This is a genomic window from Paenibacillus taichungensis (assembly GCF_050994985.1).
GTDB lineage: Bacteria > Bacillota > Bacilli > Paenibacillales > Paenibacillaceae > Paenibacillus > Paenibacillus taichungensis.
The window spans coordinates 3,265,356-3,291,074 of sequence record NZ_CP194720.1 but is presented as its reverse complement, the minus strand read 5'-3'; the positions used below and the strand labels follow the sequence as shown (position 1 = coordinate 3,291,074).

At 48.1% G+C, this 25,719-nt stretch carries 24 protein-coding genes; 13 read left to right on the top strand and 11 right to left on the bottom strand.

Features of this window, described 5'->3' with window-relative positions; genetic code table 11:
• The first annotated feature begins 9 nt into the window (after positions 1 to 9).
• The 4 genes from treC to ACR1R9_RS14475 all read left to right on the top strand — a co-directional run bounded on the left by treC (position 10) and on the right by ACR1R9_RS14475 (position 5,194).
• On the top strand, positions 10 to 1,731 hold the full coding sequence (gene treC / locus ACR1R9_RS14490) for an alpha,alpha-phosphotrehalase (RefSeq protein WP_079694494.1): 1,722 nt from the start codon (positions 10 to 12) through the stop codon (positions 1,729 to 1,731).
• A gap of 29 nt (positions 1,732 to 1,760) precedes the next feature.
• Positions 1,761 to 3,773: a PTS system trehalose-specific EIIBC component gene (gene treP / locus ACR1R9_RS14485; RefSeq protein ID WP_433923338.1), complete on the top strand. Its 2,013-nt coding sequence runs from the start codon at positions 1,761 to 1,763 to the stop codon at positions 3,771 to 3,773.
• A gap of 273 nt (positions 3,774 to 4,046) precedes the next feature.
• Positions 4,047 to 4,901, top strand: a complete 855-nt coding sequence (locus tag ACR1R9_RS14480) for a chemotaxis protein (RefSeq protein ID WP_433923339.1) — start codon at positions 4,047 to 4,049, stop codon at positions 4,899 to 4,901.
• 29 nt (positions 4,902 to 4,930) lie between these two features.
• Complete coding sequence (locus ACR1R9_RS14475; protein ID WP_433923340.1) at positions 4,931 to 5,194, top strand: YkgJ family cysteine cluster protein; 264 nt, start codon at positions 4,931 to 4,933, stop codon at positions 5,192 to 5,194.
• Positions 5,195 to 5,292: 98 nt separating this feature from the next.
• Here ACR1R9_RS14475 and ACR1R9_RS14470 read toward each other — a convergent pair whose 3' ends face one another.
• The 3 genes from ACR1R9_RS14470 to ACR1R9_RS14460 all read right to left on the bottom strand — a co-directional run bounded on the left by ACR1R9_RS14470 (position 5,293) and on the right by ACR1R9_RS14460 (position 8,682).
• Entirely contained in the window at positions 5,293 to 6,414 is a 1,122-nt protein-coding gene (locus ACR1R9_RS14470) for an AbrB family transcriptional regulator (protein WP_433923341.1), read from the bottom strand.
• A gap of 154 nt (positions 6,415 to 6,568) precedes the next feature.
• Positions 6,569 to 7,900: an MFS transporter gene (locus ACR1R9_RS14465; protein ID WP_099852763.1), complete on the bottom strand. Its 1,332-nt coding sequence runs from the start codon at positions 7,898 to 7,900 to the stop codon at positions 6,569 to 6,571.
• A gap of 77 nt (positions 7,901 to 7,977) precedes the next feature.
• Complete coding sequence (locus ACR1R9_RS14460) at positions 7,978 to 8,682, bottom strand: O-methyltransferase (protein ID WP_433923342.1); 705 nt, start codon at positions 8,680 to 8,682, stop codon at positions 7,978 to 7,980.
• 138 nt (positions 8,683 to 8,820) lie between these two features.
• Between ACR1R9_RS14460 and ACR1R9_RS14455 the strand changes: the two genes are divergently transcribed.
• Entirely contained in the window at positions 8,821 to 9,717 is an 897-nt protein-coding gene (locus ACR1R9_RS14455; RefSeq protein ID WP_433923343.1) for a LysR family transcriptional regulator, read from the top strand.
• A gap of 29 nt (positions 9,718 to 9,746) precedes the next feature.
• Here ACR1R9_RS14455 and ACR1R9_RS14450 read toward each other — a convergent pair whose 3' ends face one another.
• Together ACR1R9_RS14450 and ACR1R9_RS14445 are read right to left on the bottom strand one after the other, a co-directional pair.
• Entirely contained in the window at positions 9,747 to 10,475 is a 729-nt protein-coding gene (locus tag ACR1R9_RS14450) for a YoaK family protein (protein WP_433923344.1), read from the bottom strand.
• Between the two features lie 133 nt (positions 10,476 to 10,608).
• The gene (locus tag ACR1R9_RS14445; RefSeq protein ID WP_083679052.1) at positions 10,609 to 11,478 is read right to left on the bottom strand and encodes a prolyl oligopeptidase family serine peptidase; all 870 of its coding nucleotides are present in this window, start codon (positions 11,476 to 11,478) and stop codon (positions 10,609 to 10,611) included.
• Between the two features lie 243 nt (positions 11,479 to 11,721).
• On the opposite strand from ACR1R9_RS14445, the gene ACR1R9_RS14440 reads away from it, so the two are divergent.
• Positions 11,722 to 12,468: a GTP pyrophosphokinase gene (locus ACR1R9_RS14440; RefSeq protein ID WP_076291139.1), complete on the top strand. Its 747-nt coding sequence runs from the start codon at positions 11,722 to 11,724 to the stop codon at positions 12,466 to 12,468.
• A 41-nt stretch (positions 12,469 to 12,509) separates the two neighbouring features.
• Positions 12,510 to 13,751, top strand: a complete 1,242-nt coding sequence (locus ACR1R9_RS14435) for a multidrug effflux MFS transporter (protein WP_175382586.1) — start codon at positions 12,510 to 12,512, stop codon at positions 13,749 to 13,751.
• A 130-nt stretch (positions 13,752 to 13,881) separates the two neighbouring features.
• On the opposite strand, the gene ACR1R9_RS14430 is transcribed toward ACR1R9_RS14435, so the two are convergent.
• A complete protein-coding gene (locus ACR1R9_RS14430; protein WP_175382587.1) occupies positions 13,882 to 14,475 on the bottom strand; it encodes a hypothetical protein in 594 nt (197 codons plus the stop codon).
• Between the two features lie 260 nt (positions 14,476 to 14,735).
• On the opposite strand from ACR1R9_RS14430, the gene ACR1R9_RS14425 reads away from it, so the two are divergent.
• The 6 genes from ACR1R9_RS14425 to ACR1R9_RS14400 all read left to right on the top strand — a co-directional run bounded on the left by ACR1R9_RS14425 (position 14,736) and on the right by ACR1R9_RS14400 (position 22,628).
• Positions 14,736 to 15,731: an iron-hydroxamate ABC transporter substrate-binding protein gene (locus ACR1R9_RS14425; protein WP_433923345.1), complete on the top strand. Its 996-nt coding sequence runs from the start codon at positions 14,736 to 14,738 to the stop codon at positions 15,729 to 15,731.
• Between the two features lie 156 nt (positions 15,732 to 15,887).
• Positions 15,888 to 16,508, top strand: coding sequence for a flavin reductase family protein (locus ACR1R9_RS14420; protein ID WP_433923709.1), 621 nt, complete (start codon positions 15,888 to 15,890; stop codon positions 16,506 to 16,508).
• Positions 16,509 to 16,721: 213 nt separating this feature from the next.
• Positions 16,722 to 17,879 carry a type III polyketide synthase gene (locus ACR1R9_RS14415; protein WP_099852745.1) on the top strand — a complete coding sequence of 386 codons (1,158 nt, stop codon included), beginning with the start codon at positions 16,722 to 16,724 and terminating at the stop codon, positions 17,877 to 17,879.
• A 43-nt stretch (positions 17,880 to 17,922) separates the two neighbouring features.
• Positions 17,923 to 20,184, top strand: a complete 2,262-nt coding sequence (locus ACR1R9_RS14410) for an MMPL family transporter (protein WP_433923346.1) — start codon at positions 17,923 to 17,925, stop codon at positions 20,182 to 20,184.
• Positions 20,185 to 20,393: 209 nt separating this feature from the next.
• Complete coding sequence (locus ACR1R9_RS14405; protein WP_433923347.1) at positions 20,394 to 21,413, top strand: alpha/beta hydrolase family protein; 1,020 nt, start codon at positions 20,394 to 20,396, stop codon at positions 21,411 to 21,413.
• A 42-nt stretch (positions 21,414 to 21,455) separates the two neighbouring features.
• On the top strand, positions 21,456 to 22,628 hold the full coding sequence (locus ACR1R9_RS14400; protein WP_433923348.1) for a rhamnogalacturonan acetylesterase: 1,173 nt from the start codon (positions 21,456 to 21,458) through the stop codon (positions 22,626 to 22,628).
• Between the two features lie 138 nt (positions 22,629 to 22,766).
• Here the strand turns inward: ACR1R9_RS14400 and mnhG are convergent, their stop codons facing one another.
• From mnhG to ACR1R9_RS14375, 5 genes are read right to left on the bottom strand one after another with little or no spacing between them, the layout of a single operon-like run.
• Complete coding sequence (gene mnhG / locus ACR1R9_RS14395) at positions 22,767 to 23,159, bottom strand: monovalent cation/H(+) antiporter subunit G (RefSeq protein ID WP_062324636.1); 393 nt, start codon at positions 23,157 to 23,159, stop codon at positions 22,767 to 22,769.
• On the bottom strand, positions 23,143 to 23,427 hold the full coding sequence (locus ACR1R9_RS14390) for a Na(+)/H(+) antiporter subunit F1 (RefSeq protein WP_063563408.1): 285 nt from the start codon (positions 23,425 to 23,427) through the stop codon (positions 23,143 to 23,145). Before ACR1R9_RS14390 ends, mnhG begins: the two co-directional genes overlap by 17 nt.
• Entirely contained in the window at positions 23,427 to 23,903 is a 477-nt protein-coding gene (locus ACR1R9_RS14385) for a Na+/H+ antiporter subunit E (protein WP_076291000.1), read from the bottom strand. Before ACR1R9_RS14385 ends, ACR1R9_RS14390 begins: the two co-directional genes overlap by 1 nt.
• 6 nt (positions 23,904 to 23,909) lie before the next feature.
• Positions 23,910 to 25,388, bottom strand: a complete 1,479-nt coding sequence (locus ACR1R9_RS14380; protein ID WP_076291001.1) for a Na+/H+ antiporter subunit D — start codon at positions 25,386 to 25,388, stop codon at positions 23,910 to 23,912.
• Entirely contained in the window at positions 25,381 to 25,719 is a 339-nt protein-coding gene (locus ACR1R9_RS14375; protein WP_024631879.1) for a Na(+)/H(+) antiporter subunit C, read from the bottom strand. Before ACR1R9_RS14375 ends, ACR1R9_RS14380 begins: the two co-directional genes overlap by 8 nt.

Genomic DNA, 25,719 nt, shown 5'->3' with positions numbered 1-25,719 from the left:
GGCGTTAACATGAGTTCAACCAACACAACTTCATCATCGTGGTGGAAAACTTCCACGGTGTATCAGGTATATCCCAAGAGTTTCAACGATACAACTGGATCGGGCACCGGAGACATTCGGGGATTGACCGAAAAGCTGGATTACTTGCAACATCTCGGTATTGATATCGTGTGGCTGCAGCCCGTATATGTCTCTCCACAGCATGATAACGGTTATGACGTAGCGGACTATTATCGGATTAATCCTGATTTTGGTACGATGGAGGATTTTGACGAACTGCTTAAAGGTCTGAAGGCACGTGACATGAAGCTGATGATTGATATTGTGGTGAATCACTCTTCTACGGATCATGAGTGGTTCCAGCAATCGCGTTCTTCCAAGGATAACCCATACCGCGATTATTATATTTGGAAGGACCCTGCTCCGGACGGCGGTGTGCCGAATAACTGGCAATCCAAGTTCGGCGGACCTGCTTGGCAGTATGATGAGCAGACAGGACAATATTTCCTAACGTTGTTTGACAAAACACAGGCTGATTTGAATTGGGAGAACGAGCAAGTACGCAAGGCAGTACGGGACATGATCAAGTTCTGGGCGGAGAAGGGTGTGGATGGTTTCCGTATGGACGTCATCAATCTGATCTCCAAGGACCAGCGTTTCCCCGACGATGATGGTAGCGTTTCCCCAGGCGACGGACGTAAGTTCTATACCGATGGACCACGTGTGCATGAATACATTACAGAGATGTATGAAGAGGTATTTGGACCACACAATATGGTAACGGTTGGGGAGATGTCCTCGACTACGCTGGAGCACTGCATTAAATATTCAAACCCTGCTTCCCGGGAATTCTCGATGACGTTTAACTTCCACCATCTGAAAGTGGATTATCCGAATGGACAGAAGTGGGAACTGATGCCTTACGATTTTGAAGCGATGAAACAGTTATTTAGTGAGTGGCAGACAGGTATGCAGGCAGGTGGCGGATGGAATGCGTTGTTCCTGAATAACCATGATCAACCGCGGGCGTTGTCTCGTTTCGCAGATGATGGCGATTATCGTGCTGAGAGTGCCAAAATGCTCGCTACGACCATTCATGGCATGCAGGGAACACCTTACGTATACCAAGGCGAAGAGATCGGGATGCCGAATCCAGTCTGGAACGACGTTAGCGAGTTCCGTGATATTGAATCGACCAATATGTATCGACTGCTTCAGGAAGAACGGGGCAAATCCGCGGAGGAAGCATTCCAAATTGTGAAAGAGCGTTCCCGAGACAATTCCCGGACACCGATGCAATGGGATGGAAGCGAGAATGCCGGATTTACAACGGGTACACCGTGGATCAAAGTGGATGAACGATATCCGTCGATTCATGTGGCTCAGCAGATGGCTGACCCGAATTCGATCTATTATCACTATCGCAAGCTGATTGCTCTTCGCAAACAGGTTGGTGTGCTGACCGACGGTCTGTATGAACGTTTGGACGATGCACATCCGGATGTATTCGCATACGCGCGGACCAATGGAAGCGAAACGCTGCTAGTGGTATCGAACTTCAGCAAGCGGGACGTAAAATTTGCTTTCTCTGAAGCCGTCTGGAATGACCACATTGCAGGTAAATCAGCAGAGCTGCTGATTGGAAATACGGAGGTATCGCCTGCACTCGAGCAAGAAATCTCCCTGAGCCCGTATTCATCCTATATGTGGCTTGTACCGCAACAGGACTAATTCACATTATATAAATGGGAAGTGACAATATGGCAATTGATAAAAAACAGGTTGAGGAGATCGTACGCGCGGTCGGCGGCAAAGAAAATATTGAAGCTGCAACGCATTGTGTCACACGCCTCCGTTTTGCCCTGTACGACGAAAGTAAAGTAGATACGGAAAGTCTGGAACAGAACGATCTGGTCAAAGGCCAGTTCTCCTCTCAAGGACAATTTCAGGTAGTCATTGGACCTGGGCTTGTGGATAAAGTGTATGATGAAATGATTCAGATTACCGGGGGCGAACGTGCTTCCAAGGATGACGTGAAGGCTGTTGCGGGTAAAAAGCAAAACCCGATTCAGCGTGCGATCAAAACGCTATCTGACATCTTCATCCCGATCCTGCCAGCCATCATCACAGCCGGTCTCTTGCTCGGTATTAATAACATTCTGACAGGGCCAGGCATATTCTTTGATGGAAAATCACTGGTGGATGTATATCCAGCATGGAAGGATCTCGCATCTATTATTAATACCATCGCGAGCACAGCCTTTACCTTCCTGCCTGCGTTAATTGGTTGGTCCGCTGTAACAAGGTTCGGCGGCAGTCCGTTGCTCGGGATTGTACTTGGTCTGATCCTGGTTCATCCCGACCTACTGAGTGCTTATGGCTATGCCAATGCAGTCAACGAAGGCACCGTGCCTACGTGGAATCTGTTCGGTTGGCATATTGAGAAGATCGGTTATCAGGGGCAGGTTCTGCCGGTATTGGTATCAGCCTATCTGCTTGCCAAGCTGGAGATTTTCCTGAACAAAAGGGTGCATGATTCGATCAAACTGCTGGTCGTTGCACCTGTCACTTTATTGATTACAGGGTTCCTGGCATTTACAATCATTGGTCCGGTTACATTTGCCATTGCGAATGGAATTACATCCGGCTTGATCTATATTTACGATTCATACGCGGCTCTGGGGGGTCTGATCTATGGTGGACTGTACGCATTGCTCGTTATTACAGGGATGCACCATACGTTCCTGGCGGTCGACGTACAGCTGATTGGTAGCCAGGGCGGAACGTTCCTGTGGCCGATGCTGGCGCTGTCCAATATCGCGCAAGGTTCAGCCGCACTTGCCATGATGCTTGTGCTTCGTGAGAAGAAAATGAGAGGACTGGCTGCAACTTCATCCGTCTCCGCCTTCCTCGGCGTAACCGAGCCGGCGATCTTCGGGGTGAATATCCGTTATCGTTACCCGTTTATCTTCGGTATGGTCGGTTCTGCGATCGGCGGTGTACTGCTTACGATGAATAATGTTCAGGCCACCTCTATCGGTGTAGGTGGCGTACCTGGATTCCTGTCCATTTTCCCGAATAAATGGGGAGTATTCTTCATCGGTATGGCGATTGTATTAGTTGTTCCGTTCGTGCTGACTGTTCTTTTTGGAAGAGCGAAGTTGAAAAAAGAAGACCGCAACGCAGATCAAGCTACTGTAGCTGGTGGTCAAACACCTTCAGCGAAATCCACTTCTAGCACAACTACAACAAATACAGTTGCAGAGCCACGCACACGTAGTGCTGCTCAGGTGGCGGATGAGCCTGTGAATACACTGGAAATCATGGCACCATTAACAGGTAAAGCGGTTCCGCTTGAACAAGTACCTGATCCAGCGTTTGCAGAGAAACAAATGGGTGAAGGGGTTGCCATTGAACCTTCTGGCAATCAGGTCGTTGCCCCGTTTGATGCTCAGGTTGCCCATGTCATCAAGAGCAAACATGCAGTCATTCTTGAGCACGCGAGTGGTTTGCAGATTCTGATTCATGTCGGGATTAATACGGTATCGCTCAAAGGCGAAGGTTTTAACATGCATGTTGAAACTGGAGAGAAGGTAAGAGCTGGGCAAACGTTGCTTGAATTCGACCGTAAAGTGATTGAAGCTGCGGGATATCCGCTCATTACGCCAATCATTATTCCGGATGGTCAGGACATGGTTGATCGGGTGGAGGTCACTACAGGTGATGTTACATCCAATCAGAACGGTGTGCTTAAGGTTCATTTGAAAGGTTAAGTATACGAACAAATGGGGAGCTGCGATATTCGCAGCTTCTTTTTTCATCCTGAGACCGAGATCAAGCTGAACGCATGTCAATTTGTGTGGGGTGACCTTGATGCAGGTCGTTTTTTTTATTTATATCGTGGTAAACTGTATCTAGGATACATGTGGCAAAATCTCATGTTCACAGCGATCGGAAAGCTTGTTCATCAGGACTATGCATGTTCAGGTTGAGAAGTTCATATGGTTCAAAGAGAGTGGCTAGTCAATGGACGGAGGGGGAGAGCCATGACTCGTGTTGCGGTAATGGTCATTCATGGTCTGGGTATGCAAAAGGAAAATTATGCGGATACACTGATTTCGCGTTTGCATAAGGAATTGGATCAAGTTATGGTGTTGCCGGGAGCAGCCAAACAGATGCTGGATATTGAGCCTGTATTTTGGGCTGACGTATTTGAGGATCGGGAAGAGGCGCTGTTTCAGCAGCTTGTCAGCTCTCAAGGATTGAACTATCAAGTGTTACGTCGATTTGTAATACATTATCTGGCGGATGCCGTCGCGTATCAACCTGTGGAAAATCAAGGGCATAACTATGATGCGGTACATTATTCGCTGAATCGGGCGATGCACGCACTTGCACAGCGGAATGGGCCAGAAGCTCCACTCTGTATCATTGCACATAGTTTGGGCGCGGTGATTGCAAGTAATTTTTTCTATGATCTGCAATATCCGTCTACTCGTACACCTTCCATCGTGGATGTTACTTCCGCATTGGAACGGGGAGATACCTTAACGAACTTTTATTCCTTTGGAACGACGTTGCCATTATGGAGCTTACGGTATCATGATTTTAGCCGGCCGATTCAGGTGCCTTCACCACTGGCAGGGCAGTACTTTCCTGGGCTGAAAGGGGAATGGATTAACTTTTATGATCGGGATGATATTCTGGGTTACCCGCTGCGCCCTATTGATCCTGCCTATGAGGCAGCGGTCAACGAAGACGTGGAAATTAACTCTGGCGGTGTAATTGGGAGCTGGAATCCGTTGAGTCATGGTGGATATTTCTCGAATGGAACCATGAATCGGAGAATCGCACAAGGTTTGGCGCGAACATGGACGTGGGTGAATCGTGGATCAGGTTAAATGTCAGTTATGGAAGGAGGACAATAATTATGGAATGCAGGACAGGCTGTGCCGCATGCTGTATCGCAATTTCGATCTCATCGCCGATACCCGGGATGGCTAACGGCAAGCCCGCAGGTGTGCGTTGTGTACAGCTGACGGAGGACAATCGCTGCGGAATCTTTGGTCAGAAAGAACGCCCCACTGTATGCAGCGGATTACAGGCCTCGGAAGAGATGTGTGGCAGCACGGACCAGGAGGCGTTTGAACGTTTGAGCTGGCTGGAGCAGGAAACTGCCCCGAGTTCAGCGTGACTGTCGGGTCTATTCATAAAATGAGCAAACACATAAAAGAGAGTATCCGTACGCTGGAAATCAGTCGGATACTCTTTTTGGTATGTCCACTTCCTATTTTACGTGACCGAAGAGTGGGTGCTCATTACTTTTTTCCTCAACATATGCATGAGAATTATCTTAAGGAGCGAAGAGACGATAAAGAAAATAAATAAGATGCGAAACAACTGATATCCGGACACCACCGATAGGTTGGCATTGACTTCATGAGCCATGATACTCATTTGGTCCATTCCGCCAGGTGCCATGCTCAGCAATGATGTAGCCGCGGAGAGGGAGAACATCTTCATTAATATATAGCTCAAGCCAAGCGAACCTGCAATGAGGAGAACACTGCTCGTGATTGCGAGTGTTATGGTTTGCATTTTGCGTTGCAGCTGCTGAGGACGAAGCATCAGACCCACATGGCTGCCAATCATCAATTGCGAAATGTTAAGCAGGGACGACGGCAGATTGGGTGTGTGCATTGTTGTGCTTAATTGAATAACACACATGACGATCATGGGCCCAAGCATAAACGCTGTCGGAAACCGAAGCTTGCGTGCAATCCACGCACCAGCGACACAGAGCGGGGCATAGAGCAAGATTTCGGGAAAGAGTGTTGCCCAAGTTGCTGTCTCGATCATTGGTTGGTGCAAGCCTCCACCTGTCGTTCCGCCGATCCATGGACTAAACAGCAGGAACGGAACACAGAATACAATCATGATCAGGCGCGTGACCTGCAAAAAAGTAACGAGCGTCAGATTGATGGATTTCATCTCATCCGCAAGGGAGACCATCTGCGACAGCCCACCAGGAATGCTGCCAACCAGCAGGGAGGGAAAGTCAAAGTCTGTCAGCTTTGAAGCAACATAGGCGGTCAATGTACATAATCCGATTAAGAGCAGGGTCATGAGCAACATCATAGGTAACTGGTGCAGAATGCCTTGCAGTGCTTCTCTCGTCAGTGTTAATCCGATGGAGTAACCCACGATTAGAATACCATAGTCCCGAATGGAAGCGGGCCACATGAGCGGCAGCTTGGCAATCTGTGAACCAACCAGCATAAAAATCATCGGGCCAAGAAGCCAAGGAATAGGAGTGTGGATCACTGTAAATAGTAACCCGCCAATAACGGAGACACCCAAACTTAGAAAAAACCGAAAGACAACGTGGGAACCGAGCTTGTGCATCAGTTCCATCCGCGTTGTCTTCCGGCTGCATGAGGTAGATTGAAGTACATGTAAGATCACTCCTGATGATATGATACAATGATTGATCCTTGGACGGTGATTGGTTCATTACGAAGCAGGACAGGCAGCTGATTTATCCACTGTCCTGCTGAATGGTTATCATTTATCTGTTCGCCGCGAGAACACGGGCAGATGGCTTCGGTTCTTTGAACATCATATAGTACATCAGCGATGAAATCACGTATAAACTGCCTGTAATGCTGAACGTGATCGCGTAACCCCAATACGTGCCATAAGTGGTTACGAGGTAGGATTGAACGGGCCCCATCGTAGCCCATCCAATCATAAAGGCGGTCTGCATCAGTGAATTGGCGATTCCACGGCGTTTGTCCGATACTCTGTCCACCAGAATGGCGGATTGAATCGGATTAGCTGCATTCATCAGCGCTTGTCTGAATAGGAAACTCACCGAAGCGATGAGCAGCAGATTCGTGAAGCCGGTCAACAGCAGGAAGGGCAGTGACATGATCTGAAAGATGACGACAGCTCGAACACTGCCCACCTTGGCCGCAAGTGTAGGTCCAATCAGCATCGATACAATGGTCATGATCTGACCCAATGAAATGAGCAGACTCATGGCACTTAAGGATACCGAAAAACGGTTAGTGAAATACAGATTCAAATAAGGCACAACCAGTCCAGAACCAAATCCAATTAATAATTGGGTTATGACAAATTGACCGATCAAACGGGAATCTTTCTTTTGGTTAAGAGTATCGTTATTACTGCCTTGTTCTACGGAATGAACGACATCCTGTTTGCCATCGGTTGCAGATGTTGCAGATTCAATGACAGGCTGCGCCGGAGTATCCGCTTGTGGAGCCTTCTTATCTTCGGATACAAATAACATCGGAATAAACGCAACCAGTGTAGCTGCACCACCTACGAACAATACTGTCTGCAAACCCGTGACTTTGGCAAGGCCGGCCGTATGAAGCAGGTCTGCAAAAACGCCACCACCTAAGCTGCCGAGTACCTGAGAAGCGAGTACGAGGGAGGAGTAGTAGCTGAACATCTTCAGTCGTTGACTTTTCTTCACATTCTCAGCGAGGAAAGGAATGGCCAGTACTTGAAATACGCCAGCGAAAAGTCCTGAAAATACAGCAAACCAGATCAGTCCGCTGGCAGAATAATCGAAGGAACGGCCAATCAGAAAGATTCCGCTGAACAATGCGCCGGTAATCAGCAGCCGCTTACGGCTGAAGAAATCGCCGCATAGTCCGATGGGAACAAACATAATCGCTGTCGCAAGTGATTGAATACTTACAATCTGGCCGTTCATTGTATCATTGTAGCCTAGACCCTGAATGTACAAATTGTACAAGACAGAGAACATGCCGTTTCCGATCTGATACAAGATGCTTGCCAGAAAAAACAATTGAATATTGCGGGACCAGCCCCGAATTTCAGCATGAATCTGTTGTAGAAGTCTCAAGTGGTTTCCCCCAGTCTGCCTGTGCAGTGATTTTAGTTTAACAGGAATGGGGGATTTGAGGAAGAATTGACCACCGTTTATTTTGCAGTAGGGGATTCCAGCACTCGGGCAATCACGAATCCATCGTAGCCTTTAGTGCCTACAGTCTGCAGTGCTGTAGCTTCAAGACGCGGGTTATCTGCAATTAATTTCAGGAAAGACTGAACGCCCTGAACTCTATTGTCCGTACTGTCTGCATTGATAACTTCGCCGTCCCTGACGATATTGTCACCAATAATCAGACTTCCCGGACGAGCCAGACGCAGCGCCCATCGCAAATAGTCGGGATTACTCGGTTTGTCAGCATCAATGAAGATGAAATCAAAGGGTTCTCTGTACTCTTCCTGAACGTCGGGAAGAGTAGTCAGGGCAGGACCTACTCGAAGATCAACCTTGTGCATAAGTCCTGCACGCGTGAGGTTGGTTCGTGCCATCTCTGCATGGCGTGGCTCTGCTTCCAGTGTAACGATACGTCCGTGGTCGGGAAGGGCTCTGGCCATCCAGATCGTACTGTATCCGCCAAGCGTCCCGATTTCCAGCACACGAGTTGCGCCTTGTATTTGAAGCAGGAGCTGAAGCAATTTCCCTTGATTAGGTGCTACATCATGAGCGGGCAAGCCGGCTTCCGCATTGGTACGTAGTGCCTGCTCCAGCAGGGAATCCGAGGGGATTAAAAAGGTGTTCAAATAGTTGTCGACTTGACTCCAGGTTTGCTGTAGAGCAGAACCATTCACATTGTTCATCGTTATCTGTTCCTTTCCGATTGCATGTATTGGATTTCATACTTAAACTATAAAGTGAACAGATGCATAAATAAAATATATATTATGTATGTTAATATAACTTTAGATTATATATTTCAAGTGAAGGAGGTGTAGCGGTTGAATTTGCACGGATTACGTTTGTTTCATGCTATTGTGAGATATGGGGGAGTTACGCGTGCGGCGGAAGAACTCAACATTAGTCAGCCAGCGGTATCCTCTCAGGTAAAGAAATTTGAGCGGGAATTGGGCATTCCATTATTTGCTTCAGAAGGGAGAAAATTGGTTCTTACCGATGCTGGAATGCAATTAACAGGCTACGCGGAACGTCTGTTCATGCTGGAGCAGGATGTCGAGAACTTTGTGCAGGATTTTCGGGCAGGCAAGAAGGGGTTGATTCGTCTTACCGCAACCTATTTGCCCTCGAATTTTCTTCTGCCGGGCTGGATTGCCCGCTTCAAGCAAATGCATGAGGATGTGGAGCTGGTTGTGAGCACAACCAATACTCGGATGGCTTTTGACCAACTGCTGCGTTATGAGGCCGAGATTGCAGTTTATGGTGGAAGTGGCATTACACATTCAGGTGTTCATTGGGACGAATTGTTTGAAGATGAAATGTGGTTTGTGGTACATCCCGATCATCCTTATGCGGGAAAGGAAATTGAGCTTCGGGAGATGGTGGCAGAGCCCTTCATTATGCGTGAAGAAGGCAGCGCTACACGGGAGCGTCTCGTCTCTCTTTGCACAACAAATAACCTGGCCGCTCCCCGCATTGCGCTTCAGTTCAATGGGTTGAACGAAACAATTAGTGCGGTGAAGGCAGGTTACGGGGCCAACTTTATTTCTTCTCTGGTCGTAAAGGAAGATGTACAACAGGGCAGGTTGGCACGTGTATTCGTTCGAGGTGTACAGTTGAAAAACACGGTAGCCGTATGTACACGAGCAGGTGAAGTGTTATCTCCTGCCGCACAGCATCTGGTTGAACTCATCAGACAGGAAGCATCATTAATGAAATGAAATAAACTAGTTGAAAAATTGCATGAGAGCTAACGTTGAACGTCCTCCGTCGCTGTTTTGTTCGTTCCTCTGGAGTATAATCGGGCGTACAGGGTGACTCCACCAACGATCAGAACAGGTATCCATACTGCCATCATAGGTACGTGGTGGAACAACATCGCAGCTAGAATAACGCCGCCCAAATAGATCACAACGGCACCTGCACGAAGGTAGGAATCTACTGATAGCGCTTTGACCAGCGAGCGGATATTGGCGTGTCGCAGTCGCTGAAGGATGCTTACCGCATCCTCAACCACGGCGGCCAGATTATTGGTGAGCACGGTTGTCGAAATACCGGCAATTCCAATGCGGCGTGCTGCAGTCGTTTGCATCCCCATGGCTGTGGCCAGCATGGCAATCAGCAGATAGGATAGTTGTTCCGAATATGGACTGATTATGGCGATGGCAAAGAGCAGAAGCAATATACTTTCTACAGTGAACACGGTGGTGACTCGCGAAGACCAGCCATTTTTCGTCTGCACATGTCCAATCATGTGTGCAGCGATGGCATTTCCGGCAATAAAACCAATGAGGGCAAGGAGTGCACGCAGCACAACAAATTCCTGAGCACGGGCAATTGCGATCCCCAGCAGTACAATATTGCCCGTCATATTGGCTGTGAGCACATGCCCCAGTCCCAGGTATCCGATCACATCTACCATTCCAGCAGACATGCATAACAGCAGCATTGCGTACTTTTGGAGGGTATTTTGATTCATAATCATCCGTCCTTTCCAAAAACGTAACCCCTCCAGTATACATCTACAACGCATGATCCTTCAAAATGAAGTTTATGATGCCAGCCAAATTTTCCATAGCAGCAAACATGTTTAAATCTTCCCCATCTTGAAGCTAAGGAGCTGCGAGCCAATCAAACATATTGTTCACTGCCGCCTCATGCGCGCTTTCCTGAAAGCGATGATCCTGTCCCCCATAAGCGTGAAACGTAACGTTGGCACCTCTGCGTTTCAGCCAATGATACATCCGGGTTCCATGACTGTAGTTCACTTGCGTATCAGACGTGCCATGCATGATCAGCACAGGACAATGGAGTTTGTGTGCCTTCGACAAGGGGGAACGGGCGAGATAAGCCTCCGGAACTGAACGTGGTGTACCGCCCAGCACTCTTTTCAAAGTACGTCTCAAGTCGGTTCGTTCATGATAGGTGCGTTCCACATCGGCGACACCGCTCCAAAGCACCAGTTTATGTACCTGCTGAGGCCCTTCATTGTAGGTTGTTGCTGTATGTACGGCATTAATGGCTCCACGTGAAAATCCCATCATTGAAATTCGCTTCGTATCGGCAAAGGGCCACTCTTGTACAAGTCGATAAGCGGCATGTACATCCTCGGCATCTCGTCCGCCATATTCGTCATGTCCTTCACCACCCTCGTTACCACGATATGATGGAGCGAACACGATATAACCTTTACGGACAAATTGCTCCAGCCAAGTGGTATTTACCCCACCATAGTTGCCCAGCCCACCCCGGCAATAGATCAGAACCGGCCAACGTGTATCAATACTGTCCATGGTGTGTTGTTCTACAGGAGGGTAGCGGCTAGCGAGCTGTTGCATTTGCATGGATTCTTGGGTCACGGTGAAGCTTTGGAAGGCAGAGCTGGTATGGGGGTCTTCTAATTGCGAGAAGGCGGGTAAGGAGCACCCGTCAGGCAGGCATAAATAGCCTTTTACCCGAAGCGCATCGGACGAATACGTCACATGATAGAGCAGGGGAATCGACCTCTTTCATCGGAAATGGCGTGCCAATTGACAATGATTCTTCTTTAGGATGCGCCTAAAAGAGATTCCCATACCTTTCCGTCAGCAACAGCCGTTCGGTGCGAGAAATTCGTTTATTGGCTCCATATGATTTATAATGGTTCAGGAGACATGTGGATTGACCTCTGTCCTCTTATTTATAAAACTAACTTTAGTGTGCACGAAGAAAGGAAGAAAACCATGATGAACGCTCCACATCCGATTGATCAATTCAAGAAATTTAAATATGAAATTACGAGATTTATGATGATCTATAAATTTGCTTTGGATCAAATGGAGACCAAAATTGAAGTGCTGAAGGAAGAATTTCAGTCGCTGCATGATTACAGCCCGATCGAACATACGAAATCCAGATTAAAGTCACCTGAGAGTATTATGAACAAGATGTTTCGTAAAAATCATGAGTTAACTTTTGAAAGTATCAAGGAAAATATTAAGGATATCGCCGGTGTACGTATTACCTGCTCCTTTATCTCCGATATCTACCGCATTAAGGATATGCTGTGCAATCAAAGTGACCTGCGTGTGCTGGAAGTGAAAGATTATATCCAGAATCCGAAGCCAAACGGTTACCAGAGCCTTCATCTTCTGGTTGAGGTGCCTGTTTACATGTCTAATGGACAAGAGCGGGCGTGTGTGGAAATCCAGATTCGTACCATCGCGATGGATTTCTGGGCGAGCCTGGAGCATAAGATCTTTTATAAATACAATAAGGATGTTCCTGAGCGTTTAACGAAAGAACTGAAAAGTGCAGCAGACTCTGCCAATGCATTGGATCAGCAAATGGAGAGACTTCACCGGGAGATTCAGGAGATCAAGGACGCCGAGAACGAACGTGATGAAGAAGAACTGCGCCGGATCATCATTAACAATCAACAATTCACACTACCTTCCAACCTGCTCAAGCTGCTGGGAGACGGGGAACACTAAGGAAACGAGAACTACCGCAGGGAAAGGAATATGTTATTCATATGAAAAGTACACCAGCTTCATTAAGCACCAATTCTACATCCCGTGTACGTATGGCATTGATTCTGGGGACACTGTCGGCCTTTGGCCCGCTGTCCCTGGATATGTATTTGCCGGCGCTGCCCACACTGGCCGATGAGTTCCAGTCATCCACTTCCTATGCGCAGCTTAGTCTAACTGCATGTATGGTCGGACTGGCGGTAGGGCAGCTGCTGGCTGGACCTTTAAGTGATGTGCGTGGTCGTCGTACACCGCTTATTGCGGGCCTTATACTTTATACGATTGCTTCCATACTCTGCCTGGTCAGCCCAACGATGGGCTCCTTTGTTGTGCTGCGTTTCATTCAGGGTGCAGCGGGAGCTGCGGGAATAGTCATCTCGCGCGCAGTGGTGAGGGATGTGTATTCCGGTCCAGAACTTACCCGTTTCTTCTCCCTCTTAATGCTGATTAATGGGGTCGCACCGATTGCTGCACCAATTATAGGCGGGCAATTGCTTGCGTATACGTCGTGGCGCGGCGTATTTATTTTGCTGAGTATCATCGGTATTTTGACTTTAGTTGCTGTCGTGGTTGGTCTTGGTGAGACACTGCCTACAGAACGACGATCCAGCGGAGGACTGAAGCAGACGCTGGTTACATTCCGCAAAATCGCAGGGGATCGCCTGTTCATGGGATACGCTTTAACCCAAGGGTTTGTATCTGCTGGCATGTTTGCCTACATATCGGGTTCGCCGTTCGTGCTTCAAAAAATATATGGCATCTCCCCGCAAATGTTCAGTGTCTGCTTTGCCATTAACGGTCTCGGTATCATACTGGCAAGTCAGATTGCCGGAAGACTTGCGGGTAAAGTATCTGAAACCCGTCTATTAGTCGCAGGACTGATAACTGCTGCTCTGGGAGGAACATCACTGCTCATCGCCATTCTGGCGGGAGGTAATCTGATTTCGGTCCTGATCCCGTTATTTCTTGTGGTATCCAGTGTGGGTCTGGTTAATACGGCTTCCTTCGCACTGGCGATGGCCAATCAGGAGAAATCAGCAGGCAGTGCATCAGCACTTATCGGAGTGATGACGTTCCTGTTCGGTGGTATTGTCGCTCCACTTGTGGGTCTTGGAGGAGAAGGCACAGCCGTGCCAATGGGCATTGTAATCGCTTGTGCGGATCTTGGCGCATTGCTGATATACTTTTTGATGGTAAGCAAAGGCAAGAGGGGTATACGTCGGGATAAACAACGGTTGGCGTGAAATATATTGTATTGTTGTTCTGATTTGAAAAATGTATTGCTCGCAATAAAGAAATTTGACTATAAAAAAGCGCTCCAATTGGAAGGCTCATTCCTTCAACTGGGGCGCTTGTTCTATGTCTGAACGTGCTTTAGCAGAGAGCAAACAAAATCTGTGTATTAAGCAGGATACCTGGAGTAAGGAACGGATAGAAGTAACCGATGACAAAACCGAACAGATTGGTGGAAGGCCACATTAAGTAAACGTCATTGTACGTGAATACAAGAGACCAGCGGTTATAACAGAAATTTTGCAGTACACGTTGCTCGGGATCACGAGGTGTTGCTACTCCTGTTTGGGCAAATTGCACAGCCTGGGTCAGATTCTGGGGCTGTTGCTGGATAAATAGTGGTAGAAGACCAGGGCTGCTTTTGATCAAGTTATACAGAAAAACCATTTCTGCCGGGGGCTGACCTACTGGGCGAGGATAGGCACCAAGCAAGGTAGGCAGATTGCCTTGTGTTAGCTGAGCGGGTATACCCGGTGCCGTACCGGGGACGCCTCCAGGAAAGTAAGGAGGTTGACCACCACTAGCTCCGCCCGGAATGAATGGGGGATAGGAACCTGGTGCTCCTGGGAAACCTGGCACTGGCTGACCTCCTGGAGCGCCTCCCGGGAACAGCGGCGGCAATTGAAACGAACGATCCTCATCATATCCTGAATAAGTGTTATAAACGTAATCCATGTACGAACATCCTTCCTGTCATCGTATTCTGGAATCAGCATATGGCGGCATCCGCCTAAATGTGAATCGTTGGAATGAAGGTGTCTTCGACCTTAAAAGACAAAAGCTGCATTGACAACTTCGTTGATAACAATTATCATTGTCAATGGAATTGGACAAAAGTACATACCTGTATTATATGCATGAATAATGTATAAACGTCTAAGTCTGTCATAACAACTCAATCCATTGAGGTGTTCATATTGAAAGGGGATAGTCACGTGTTTAAGAAAAATAAAAAAATGATCATGCTTCTGATCACCGTAATGGTCATGTCCATCTGGCTGGCAGCATGCGGATCGAAACCAGCAGATAACGGTACAGCAGCAGGAGAGAACAATACAGCAACGGAGACAGAGACACAGACAGAAGCTCCGACAGAACGTACATTGACAGATGCAATGGGGCATGAAGTGAAAATTCCTGCTAATCCGGAGCGTATCATCGCTTCGTATCTGGAAGATAACCTGGTTACACTCGGCGTTAAGCCAGTTGCTCAATGGTCTGTAGCCAACGGAATCCAAGAGTATTTGCAAAAAGATTTGGACGGCATTCCTACGATTGCTTTCGATCTTCCTTTCGAAGCGGTAACAAGCTTCAACCCGGATCTGATTATTATCGGTTCCGAAAGTGTGGTTGAGGGTGAGAAATACGCTCAATACAGCAAGATCGCTCCTACTTATGTACTTGGCGATGAGATCAATAGTGATTGGCGCAAAACCCTGTTGAAAATCGGCGAAATTTTGAATAAAGGCGATGAAGCACAAAAAGCGCTGGATGAATACGAAGTGAAAGCCACAGAAATCAAGGGAAAAATCAACACAGTCACAGGTGGAACGAAATCGGCAGCGGCCATCTGGTTGGTTAGTGGCAAATTCTTCATCGTAAGTGACAATGTATCCAGTGGTGAAGTGATGTACAAGGAACTGGGACTTGCTGAGCCTGAAGTAGTGAAAGAAATCTCTGCTAATGCGACAGGTAACTGGTCTTCCATCTCGCTGGAAAAATTGGCGGAAATGGATGTAGACTACTTGTTCTTTGTGAATAGTGATGAAGGTACAGGTTCAGAAGCACTGAAAGATCCGGTATGGCAAAGCATCCCGGCAGTGAAAAACGGTAACTTGTTTGAATTTACCCGTTCGAGCAGCTGGTTGTATAGCGGAGTTCAAGCGAACCTTCAAATTATGGAAGACATTCAGAACAGTATTGTAAAATAATAGAGATCAAATACGAAACTGAATGTATACACTCCTTGGTGCGATGGGCACCAGGGAGTTTTTTGTGATTTCAACATTTTACGATATATAATAAATGAAGCGAAGATCGTGAGAAAGTAAGTATCGTTTTACGATCATGGAAGGGGATAGCTTATGATGCATACTTTGGACCCACGAGAACTGACGGGCAGAGATAACTATAAACTGATGAGTGGTTCGATTGTGCCACGCCCAATCGCATTTGTGACAACACTTTCTCATGACGGCAGCGTCATTAATGCAGCACCCTTTAGTTTTTTTAATATCGTTAGCTCTGACCCACCGATATTATCAATATCCATCGCTCGCAAGGATGGCGTTATGAAAGATACGGCTCGCAATGTGCTTTCCGGGAAAGAACTCGTTGTACATATCTGTGATGAATCGATCGCTCTTGACATGAACGAGACGGCTGCCTTGCTGGAGCCCCACGAGAGTGAGCTGGAACGGACAAACCTGACGACTGTACCAAGTACTGTGGTTTCCGTACCATCAATACAGGAAGCACTCATTCGGATGGAGTGTAAGTTGTATCAGCATATTCCGATATCGAACGATGAGGGAAAACCTGTGAGTGATCTGATTCTGGTTCGAATTGTACAATATCATTTCAGTGAAAACGTGTATGATCCTGCCACCAATTATATATTGATGGATCAGCTCAAACCGATCAGCAGGCTGGCCGGGAATGACTATGCCAAACTTGGCGAGAGATTTACCGTGGTCAGGCCGGAGTAACAGTGGAGCGGGTTGAACGACCTGTTGAAGGAAGGGTCGGGATAACATAATAGTAATCATCCTTTAATAAGACGGACAACATGTGCGGAATTCGCATGTGTTGTCCGTCTTTGCGTGTTTCGTGAACATAAAGGGGGCAAGCCTCGAATAGACTTGTACTATATCCTGCACATGTGACATGAACCTATTTTATATATAAGGAGGTTGGAGCCGATGAACCAACTTGATGGAACTGTACCCGCAGCAAGTATTATGGGAATTGGAACGGCATTGCCTGTTCACCGCATTGAGCAAAAGGATGTGTCTGCTCGGCTCGCACAAGCGCTGGAGCATGAGCCGGATTCCAGACGATGGGCCAAGCGAATATTCAACCAGTGTGGTGTTGAGACACGTTATACATGTGAACCGAATCTGCTGGAGCCAGTTGAGTCTTGCCGTTATCTGCCTTTTACCCAGAGGGAGAACGTTCCGACTACAGCCGAACGTATGGGAAAATATAAGGAAGCAGCCGTTCCGCTTGGAATTCAGGCAGCACGTCTGGCACTCGAGGATGCCGTCGTTTCGACCTCGGAGATTACACATCTCATTACCGTTAGTTGTACAGGGCAATTCCTGCCCGGTCTCGATGTTCGGCTGATTCAGCAGCTTGAACTATCGCCGCGTATTAACCGAATTCCGCTTGTATTTCAGGGGTGCGCAGCCGGTCTGAAAGCTGTACAGTTGGCGAATTCGATTGTGACGAGTGACAAAGACGCTACCGTTCTTATCGTATGTGTGGAGCTGTGCACCCTTCATTTTCAGCCTTCCGCCAAGCGGGATGATCTGTTCGCGGCGTCCTTCTTCGGGGATGGCGCATCTGCTTGTGTTGTGGGCCTGTCCGGATTAGGACGTAAAGAGCTGTTCAGATTGGGTAGCGGGGATTCCGTATTGCTGCCAGACTGTTCAGAAGAGATGATCTGGGAGGTGGGCAATACCGGCTTCGATCTATATCTCTCTCCACAGATCCCAAAACTGCTCGGCTTACATCTTGGTCCAGAGGTTGAACGATTGCTGGACGGCAGCGATCTACCGGAGATCTGGGCGATCCATCCTGGGGGCAGAGGTATTGTGGATGCGGTGCAGAAGCTGTATCAGCTGTCAGATGAGCAGGTTGCATACAGCCGAAACATTTTACGGGATTATGGAAATCTATCCTCTGTGACGATTTTGTTTGTTTTACAAGCCATCCGCGATGATTATCGCAAAAGGGAGGAAGCTTCCAGCGGAATTGCACTTGCATTTGGACCGGGACTGACGGCGGAATTGCTTCCTTTTACTTATGTTCCTGCATCCGTTGAAGAAAGAGAACCAGTGAATCAAGGCATGATTTAAAAAGAGAACGGAAATACCAATCTGATAGCAGAGGAGCTTGGGTATGGGTTATCGCAGCCTTGCTGTCCTCATTAGCCGATATCCGCGGTTCATCATTCTCTGCTGGGTGTTTGTCATCGGGATGTCAGCCGTCTGGGCATGGAAATTGCCTGGCATTGTTCAGGATCATGGGTTGAACTTGGATCAGGGAGATGCTCATGCTGTAGAGCTTATTCTGGAAAAAGAGTTCCATGTTCCTGCTGATCCGGTTATTCTTCTATTTGAAAAAAAGACCGGCACTACCCCCGCCGAATTCCGGGGCTGGATTAAAGATCGTCTGCAACAGGTGAGTAAACTGTCAGGTGTAACGTCCATAATTTCTCCGCTTGAAGCACGGGGAAGCCGGATGCTGAGGGGGGACGTGGCCTATGCTTTGCTGGCGTTTGATGTACCGTCTCACAAGATGGGTCCGCCACTTGAACAGCTGCGTTCTGTGCTTACAACAGACGGTCCGGGAACGATCCAAATCACAGGGAAATCCGTTGTACAGCAAGATGTGAACCGTCTCAGTTTTCGCGATTTGGAACGGGCAGAGGTTGTGGGATTGCCACTTGCCTTCGTCATTTTGTGTTTTGCATTCAGAGGTATTTATGCAGCGCTGCTTGCAGTCATTATGGGAGTGTCCGGCGTCATAACGGCAATGGGAGTTACATCCCTGATGGGTTACCATCTGGCGCTCTCCAACTTTGTGATCAACGTTATTCCGATGGTGGGAATGGCGCTCAGCATAGACTTTGCTCTGATTATTCTCAGCAGATACAGGGAAGAACTCCAGCGAGGTCAGAATAGTGAAGCAGCAGGTTCGGGCGACGAAGAGGTTCTCCAAAGAATGCTGCGTACAGCAGGAAGAGCCGTATTCTTTTCTGTGGCTTGTGTGCTGTTAGGACTGCTTGGTCTACTATGGATTAGATTGCCGATGTTTCTGAGTGTATCCCTTGGAGCCATTGTTGTGCTCGTCATATCGGTCCTGCTGAATATAACACTGCTGCCAGCCATTCTATCCCTCTATTCTGTGCGAATCTTTAGACAGCATTCCAGGAATTCCATCTCTTCAAAACAGGGCCAGCATCAACAATCGTTGCCGTCACGTTCGATCTGGTCATTCTGGTCAGGCATGATTATGAAGCGGCCGATTAGGATGGCGCTGATTGGAACAGGTGCGCTGCTTCTCTTTGTTCTACCGGTTGCCCGGTTAGAGATCGCCATCCCGGATGCTACTTCCTTGCCTGACAGAATGGAGTCTCGCCAAGCGACTGAGCAGATTCAGCGCATTTTTGGACAAACGAACGTCTCTGCTGTAGAGATTGTAATTGGTGGAACGGGAGAGCCGTTGACCACATACCATTGGCGAATGGCGTTGAGTAAAATGCAAGAGCTCCAGCAGGATTCGAATGTGGTGGCTATTGAGTCCGCATGGGGGATCATGGTGCCGGACAAGCTGTCGGGCCAAGCTCAAACTAATATTAAAACTCAAATGAACATTCCATCACCTTCTTTGAGTGAAGCACTGAAAGAAACCCAATCTCAACAGCCTGCATGGCTGCGTTCATATGTGTCCGACCATTCCATTCGTATGGTGGCTACCATTCACGGAGCACCGGGCTCCGATGAGGCTGCATCCTGGCTCGAACAGATGAGGGCAAAGGACATCGCTAACTCCATGTCTTTCATACCCCTGCGTTACGGGGGAGAAGCAGTTATGCAGCATGAAATCATGCAAGAAGTTTCAGGTCAACTGCCCAAAGTGTTGGTGTTTGTTGTGGTATCGAATTATCTCGTATTGCTCGCAGCATTCCGGTCACTGCTCATCCCAATCAAAGCCATTCTGATGAATCTGCTCAGCTTGGCTGCTTCATTCGGCGTGCTCGTACTAGTCTTTAATCAGGGCCATTTTGGCATGGAGCCATCTGCCATTGCCATTATGATACCTGTGTTCATTGCCGGGCTTGTCTTCGGTATTTCGATGGACTATGGCGTTTTTATGCTGACCCGTATCCAGGAGGTTTACAGACGAACAGGGGATAGTGATCTGGCCGTACAGCAAGGACTGGCCTCAACCGGACGTCTCATTACTTCGGCGGCAGCGATTCTGCTGGCAGTGACTATACCATTTGCCTTTGCTGACGTGGCGGGTGTCAAACAGCTGGGAATCGGAATTACAGCGGCGGTGTTCATTGATGTAACCATTATCCGCCTAGTGCTGGTGCCTGCACTAATGAAACTGATGGGTAGATGGAACTGGTGGCTACCAGGGCACAGGGAATAAAAGGCCAGATTAAGAAGGATGTTCACGGAGCCTGCAGTTCAGGTATTCGAGAACATCCTTTTTTCATCAAAAAGGTGTGAATTCAGCCCAAAACAGGCAATAATGTTCAATTCATGGGCTGTACCGTGATTTATAATAGACTGGACAAGTCCGACATATATCTTTTTACATACGTCTATCATTTGAATCCACAGGAGGGATGAACGGTAATGTCTGATATTGAATCTTATTTGCAAAAACAAACAAGCCCGCGTGGACGCTCTGCGTACCAGACGGGTCAATCTCTTGAGCAATGGCGCAGCCAGTTGCGAGCACGGATTATAGATCGGCTGGGCGGCTTCCCATCCGTGGTGTCGGAGCTGAATCCTGTATTGCTCGAACGCACTGTATGTGACGGATATATCCGAGAACGGGTTGAGATTACGACCTATGCGGGTTTGCGCATGCCCATCTATTTGCTGATACCGGATATGGTAAGCGCTACCAAAGAATCACGCCCAGCCATTATAGCCTGTCATGGACACGGGTATGGCAGCCGGGAGATCTCAGGCATGGAACCCGATGGTTCACCGCGTAGAGGAGAGCCTGGTTTGCATAAAGACTTTGCCGTCGCCCTTGTACAGCGTGGATATGTGGTTGCCGCTCCTGAATTGCTTGGATTTGGTGACCGAAGGCTGGAGGAGGATCGAGAAGCACCACCCGGCGCAAGCTCCTGTACCAAAATTGCCGCCCATCTGCTCATGACAGGGCATACGCTTGCTGGGCACCGAATCTATGAAACGATGCGTGTGCTGGATTACGTAACCACACGTCCTGAAGCTGATCCAGCACGTATCGGAAGCATGGGCATCTCGGGTGGTGGACTCGTGACGGCATTCACAGCTGCATTGGATGAACGCTGTCGTGCGGCTGTCGTGAGCGGTTACGCAAGTACATTCCAGGGTAGCATATTGGACAGAAATCATTGCCTCGACAATTATATTCCAGGAATTCTGAGGGAAGCAGAGCTGCCGGATATCATAGGTCTGATCGCACCGAGGCCGCTATTTATTGAAGCCGGAAGTGAAGATCAGGTATTTCCACTACCAACAGCCAAAGAAGCTTATGCACGATTGACAGAGATCTATGAACAAGCGGGAGCACAGAAATGGCTCGATGCAGACTTTTTTACAGGAGGCCATGAGATCAGTGGAGCGAAAGCCTATGACTGGCTGGATAACGTTCTGTAAGGCAATCATATATAAATGAACCTTTGAGAGGAGAGTTTAGTTATGAAATGGTCAAAATCCGTGCGTTATCTGCTCTGCCTAACCCTGTTTACTAGTCTGATTGGAGGTGCTCTGACAGCTAATGGAGGACAGGTCGCCCAAGCTGCGGCGAATGAGTACAAATTTGACTTTGGCGCAGGTGCAGTTGAGAACGGTTACACAGGTGTATCGGCAACAGAGGCCTACACTTCAGCGAAAGGTTATGGATTCAATACACCTGCCAACATGCGTAATGTATCGGCATCTGGAACAGGTGTTGCAAGCGATGCCGTACAGTTTGTCACCTTTGGAACGAAAAGTACGAATACGTTTAATGTGGATCTGTCCAACGGTCTTTACGAGGTTAAGGTGGTCCTGGGCAATACAGCCAGATCGAGTGTGGCAGCAGAAGGTGTATACCAGATCATTAATATGACGGGTAATGGGGCGAGCGATCAATTTCAAATTCCGGTGACGGATGGACAGTTAAATCTGTTGGTTACGGAAGGGAAAGAAGGCACCGCATTTACACTTAGCGCACTTGAAATCCGGAAAATTTCGAATCAGACGGTGACGAACCGTACGATCTATATTGGCGGCGATTCAACGGTCTGCAATTACTATCCGCTCAGCAGCAGTGTACAGGGTGGCTGGGGGCAGCTGTTTCCTTCCTACGTAAATACGAGTACGTTTCAGGTTCGCAATATGGCCTCTAGTGGTCAATTTGCAAGAGGTTTCCGCGATGATGGGCAGATGGAAGCGATTCTGAAGTATATTAAGCCGGGAGACTACTTCATTTTGCAATTAGGGATTAATGATACCAATGCCAAGAACAATACAACCGAAGCAGAGTTCAAGGAGATCATGCGTGACATGGTCCGTCAGGCCAAAAATAAAGGAGCTACCGTCGTTCTATCGACGCCTCAGGGTCGGGCAACTGATTTCAATTCAGCCAATGTGCATACTGCAGAAAATCGCTGGTACAATGCATCTACACGTGCACTTGCTCAGGAAGAGGGCGTGACGCTTGTAGAACTGAACAAACTCAGTTCGGCCTATTTTACTTCCATTGGACCGGCTGCAACACTGGCCTTGTATATGACAGGCGATACGCTTCATCCGAATCGTGAAGGGGCAGCCCAGCTTGCACGAATCGTTGCTGCTGATCTGAGAAGGCAGGGACTGAATGGATTTTGATCTGGTTAAAATAAAGCTTCGTTCCGCTGCTCCTTGAACATAGATTGGACTTAACTGAATCGTATAGCCAAAAATACCCCCGGGACAGCCAATTAATCTACGGCTTGTCCCGGGGGTATTTGATTGTAAACCAAGTGACTATTCCATCATATCCTTGGCTTCATGGTTGACCTTTTTACCTTTCAAGAGTGGTTCAAGTTCATCCTGTACACTCTGTTCCCATAGGGGCACGTCTGTACGATAGGCAGCCCGTCCGTTGAGATGTCCGGCTACTGGTGCTGTGATAAATACAAACACAATGCCAAGCAATACCCGAGCACTGATATAGTTATCGAAATACCAGAAGAAGAGAAACGTTCCGCTCAGTACACAAAGTACGCCGAGTGTAGTACTTTTGGTGGCGGCATGTGCTCGTAAATATACATCTGGCAGTCGGATCAGTCCGAACGCGCTAAATGCGCTCAGTAGTGCTCCCAGCAAGACAATGAGCCCAATGACAATTCCGGCGGTTCCATCAACGATCTCCTTCATTTTTGAATACCGCCCCCCGTTCAATATATCGTGCAAATGCAACTGTGCTTAGAAAAGCGAGAATGCCGATCAACAGAATGATATCCAGATAAGCTTGGGTATGAAGCATCATGGACAGAACAGCAACGATGGCAATGACGTTAATACCGATCGTATCCAGTGCCGTAATCCGGTCGGCCATGGATGGTCCCCGTAGCACCCGGTACAGACAACCCAGGATTGCGAGGGAGAGAATAAGCAAGGATATGAACAACATTGAGGATAACATTATCGTGTCACCTCCATAATGGCTTTTTCGAACGTATTTTTGATATCATCACTCATTTTCTGTTCGTCTTTGATATCCAGCGCGTGTATAAATAATTTGCGTTGATTCCCTGAAATTTCAAGTGGGAGGGAACCTGGCGTCAGTGAGATGAGAAGACACAGGAGTGTAACTTCCCAGTCAGAGGACAGCTGTGTCTGATAGGTAAATATGCCGGGCCGAATATCAAGCTTCGGCTTCACGATCTGGCGAATAACTTCAATACTGGCCCGTACCAGTTCCTTGAACAGCAAGGCAATCAGCTTGATGATCGCCCAGACACGAACAATATAGAAGCGTTGCGGAAAGAAACGTCGCATACTCCCAATCAGCAGTAGACCCAGCAGGTAACCCGTGAGAAAGCCAACCCCATTCCACGCATTATTCAGAAACATCCATACAAAGCCAATGATCAAATTAAGTACAATCTGAAAGGCCATACGCATCTACTCCTTCAAGACTGCATCAATATAAACATTGGGATGCAGCAGAATGTCGCCTGCGCGGGAGGTCAGTTGGAACATGCCCTCAGCCCCCACACCCATTGCGATGATGAACACAAACAGAATTCCGGCAGGGATGAGCAGGCCGTTCACGGCGTAAGGTCTTCTCACTGCGCCTGCCGGCGGTTCACCCCAGAACGCCTGGATGAAGATGCGAAGAACCGAATACAACATCAGCAGGCTGGAAAGGACGGCAATGCCTGTCAGTCCGTAGAGACCTGCCTGCAACCCGCCTTCAAATAACAACAATTTCCCAGGAAATCCACTGAACGGAGGAATACCTGCCAGCGCAAGTGCACTGATGAAGAACATCCAACCAAGCAGTGGGTAGCGGTGGATCAGCCCGCCCATATTGTCGAGTTTGGAGGTGCCTGCGACCGCGATCAGAGCGCCTCCGAGCAGGAATAGCAGTGTTTTGATGAGCATATCATGCAGCATGTAGAAGAGTAGACCTTCCAGTGCAGGACGGCTGGCAGCAGCCATCCCGAAAGCTACAAATCCCACCCCTGCGATCACGTTGTAGATCAGTATTTTATTGACGTCACGATAGGAAATCGCCCCGATTACCCCGAGTACCATGGTCGCTCCAGCCATCCAGCCGATAAGGGCATGGAAGAAATCAGGATCATGATAGAATATCAGTGTGAATGTTCGCACAATGGCGTACAGACCTACTTTGGTCAGCAAACCGGCGAATAGAGCAGTGACCACTGCCGGAGGGGCTGCGTAAGAGCCGGACAACCAGAAGAACAGGAACAGTCCGGCCTTGATGCTGAAAACGATCAGGAAGAGGACAGCGATCAGGGTGATCACTCCGCTCTGTCCGACTTCAGCGATCCGATTGGACAAGTCGGCCATGTTTAAAGTGCCGGTAACAGAGTAGAGAAAACCAATAGAGGCAACAAATAGCGCAGAAGAGACAATGTTAATCAAGACATACTTGATCGTTTCTCGTAGTTGTCTTTCCGTACCTCCCAATACAATTAGTGCATAAGAAGAGATAAGCATCAGTTCAAAGCATACAAACAGGTTAAACAGGTCTCCAGTCAGAAAGGAACCGTTCACGCCTGCAATCAGGAAATGAAAGAACGGGTAAAAATGATGTTCTTCCCGTTCCTTATTTACACTTCGGAAAGCGTAGAGCAGGCATGCCAGTGCAATGATTGAAGCAGCCACGACGAGCAATGCCGATACCATATCTGCAACAAGTACAATGCCATAAGGCGGTTCCCATCCTCCCATATTGAGCGTCTGTATCCCGGATTGTGTCACTTGGGTAATCAGTACGGTTGAAGCGGCTGCCGTCAGTAAAAGGCCAATAACACTCACAACCCGCTGAATATTTACCCGCCGGAAGAATAGAAGGGCTATAACCCCGGTAATCAGTGGCAGCAGAATGGGCAGAACAACGAGATTATTCATAAGGACGCCCCCTAACTTCTTCCATATCGTCTGTTTTCAGCTTCAGATAGGAACGATAGGAGAGTACAAAGAAAAAGGCGGTTAGTCCGAAATTAATGACAATGGATGTCAATATCAGCGCCTGGGGAAGTGGATCGACATAGCGTTCAGCTTGCTCCCCAAGCAGCGGTGGTGCTCCAGTTTTGAGACGGGACATCGTGATCAGCAGTAGATGAACTCCGTGAGTGAGTATGGACATACCGAGCACGATTCGGAGCAGGCTCCGCGATAAGATTAAAAAGACGGCGACTGCAAACAAAATGCCAACGGCCACACACATCAATATTTCCAT

What these genes read in the sequence shown, in the direction of transcription:
- treC (WP_079694494.1), top strand. Translation starts at nt 10, where the DNA reads ATGAGTTCAACCAACACAACTTCATCATCGTGGTGGAAAACTTCCACG.
- treP (WP_433923338.1), top strand. Translation starts at nt 1,761, where the DNA reads ATGGCAATTGATAAAAAACAGGTTGAGGAGATCGTACGCGCGGTCGGC.
- ACR1R9_RS14480 (WP_433923339.1), top strand. Translation starts at nt 4,047, where the DNA reads ATGACTCGTGTTGCGGTAATGGTCATTCATGGTCTGGGTATGCAAAAG.
- ACR1R9_RS14475 (WP_433923340.1), top strand. Translation starts at nt 4,931, where the DNA reads ATGGAATGCAGGACAGGCTGTGCCGCATGCTGTATCGCAATTTCGATC.
- ACR1R9_RS14470 (WP_433923341.1), bottom strand. Translation starts at nt 6,414, where the DNA reads ATGGAACTGATGCACAAGCTCGGTTCCCACGTTGTCTTTCGGTTTTTT.
- ACR1R9_RS14460 (WP_433923342.1), bottom strand. Translation starts at nt 8,682, where the DNA reads ATGAACAATGTGAATGGTTCTGCTCTACAGCAAACCTGGAGTCAAGTC.
- ACR1R9_RS14450 (WP_433923344.1), bottom strand. Translation starts at nt 10,475, where the DNA reads ATGAATCAAAATACCCTCCAAAAGTACGCAATGCTGCTGTTATGCATG.
- ACR1R9_RS14440 (WP_076291139.1), top strand. Translation starts at nt 11,722, where the DNA reads ATGAACGCTCCACATCCGATTGATCAATTCAAGAAATTTAAATATGAA.
- ACR1R9_RS14435 (WP_175382586.1), top strand. Translation starts at nt 12,510, where the DNA reads ATGAAAAGTACACCAGCTTCATTAAGCACCAATTCTACATCCCGTGTA.
- ACR1R9_RS14430 (WP_175382587.1), bottom strand. Translation starts at nt 14,475, where the DNA reads ATGGATTACGTTTATAACACTTATTCAGGATATGATGAGGATCGTTCG.
- ACR1R9_RS14420 (WP_433923709.1), top strand. Translation starts at nt 15,888, where the DNA reads ATGCATACTTTGGACCCACGAGAACTGACGGGCAGAGATAACTATAAA.
- ACR1R9_RS14415 (WP_099852745.1), top strand. Translation starts at nt 16,722, where the DNA reads ATGAACCAACTTGATGGAACTGTACCCGCAGCAAGTATTATGGGAATT.
- ACR1R9_RS14410 (WP_433923346.1), top strand. Translation starts at nt 17,923, where the DNA reads ATGGGTTATCGCAGCCTTGCTGTCCTCATTAGCCGATATCCGCGGTTC.
- ACR1R9_RS14405 (WP_433923347.1), top strand. Translation starts at nt 20,394, where the DNA reads ATGTCTGATATTGAATCTTATTTGCAAAAACAAACAAGCCCGCGTGGA.
- ACR1R9_RS14400 (WP_433923348.1), top strand. Translation starts at nt 21,456, where the DNA reads ATGAAATGGTCAAAATCCGTGCGTTATCTGCTCTGCCTAACCCTGTTT.
- mnhG (WP_062324636.1), bottom strand. Translation starts at nt 23,159, where the DNA reads ATGAAGGAGATCGTTGATGGAACCGCCGGAATTGTCATTGGGCTCATT.
- ACR1R9_RS14390 (WP_063563408.1), bottom strand. Translation starts at nt 23,427, where the DNA reads ATGTTATCCTCAATGTTGTTCATATCCTTGCTTATTCTCTCCCTCGCA.
- ACR1R9_RS14385 (WP_076291000.1), bottom strand. Translation starts at nt 23,903, where the DNA reads ATGGCCTTTCAGATTGTACTTAATTTGATCATTGGCTTTGTATGGATG.
- ACR1R9_RS14380 (WP_076291001.1), bottom strand. Translation starts at nt 25,388, where the DNA reads ATGAATAATCTCGTTGTTCTGCCCATTCTGCTGCCACTGATTACCGGG.
- ACR1R9_RS14375 (WP_024631879.1), bottom strand. Translation starts at nt 25,719, where the DNA reads ATGGAAATATTGATGTGTGTGGCCGTTGGCATTTTGTTTGCAGTCGCC.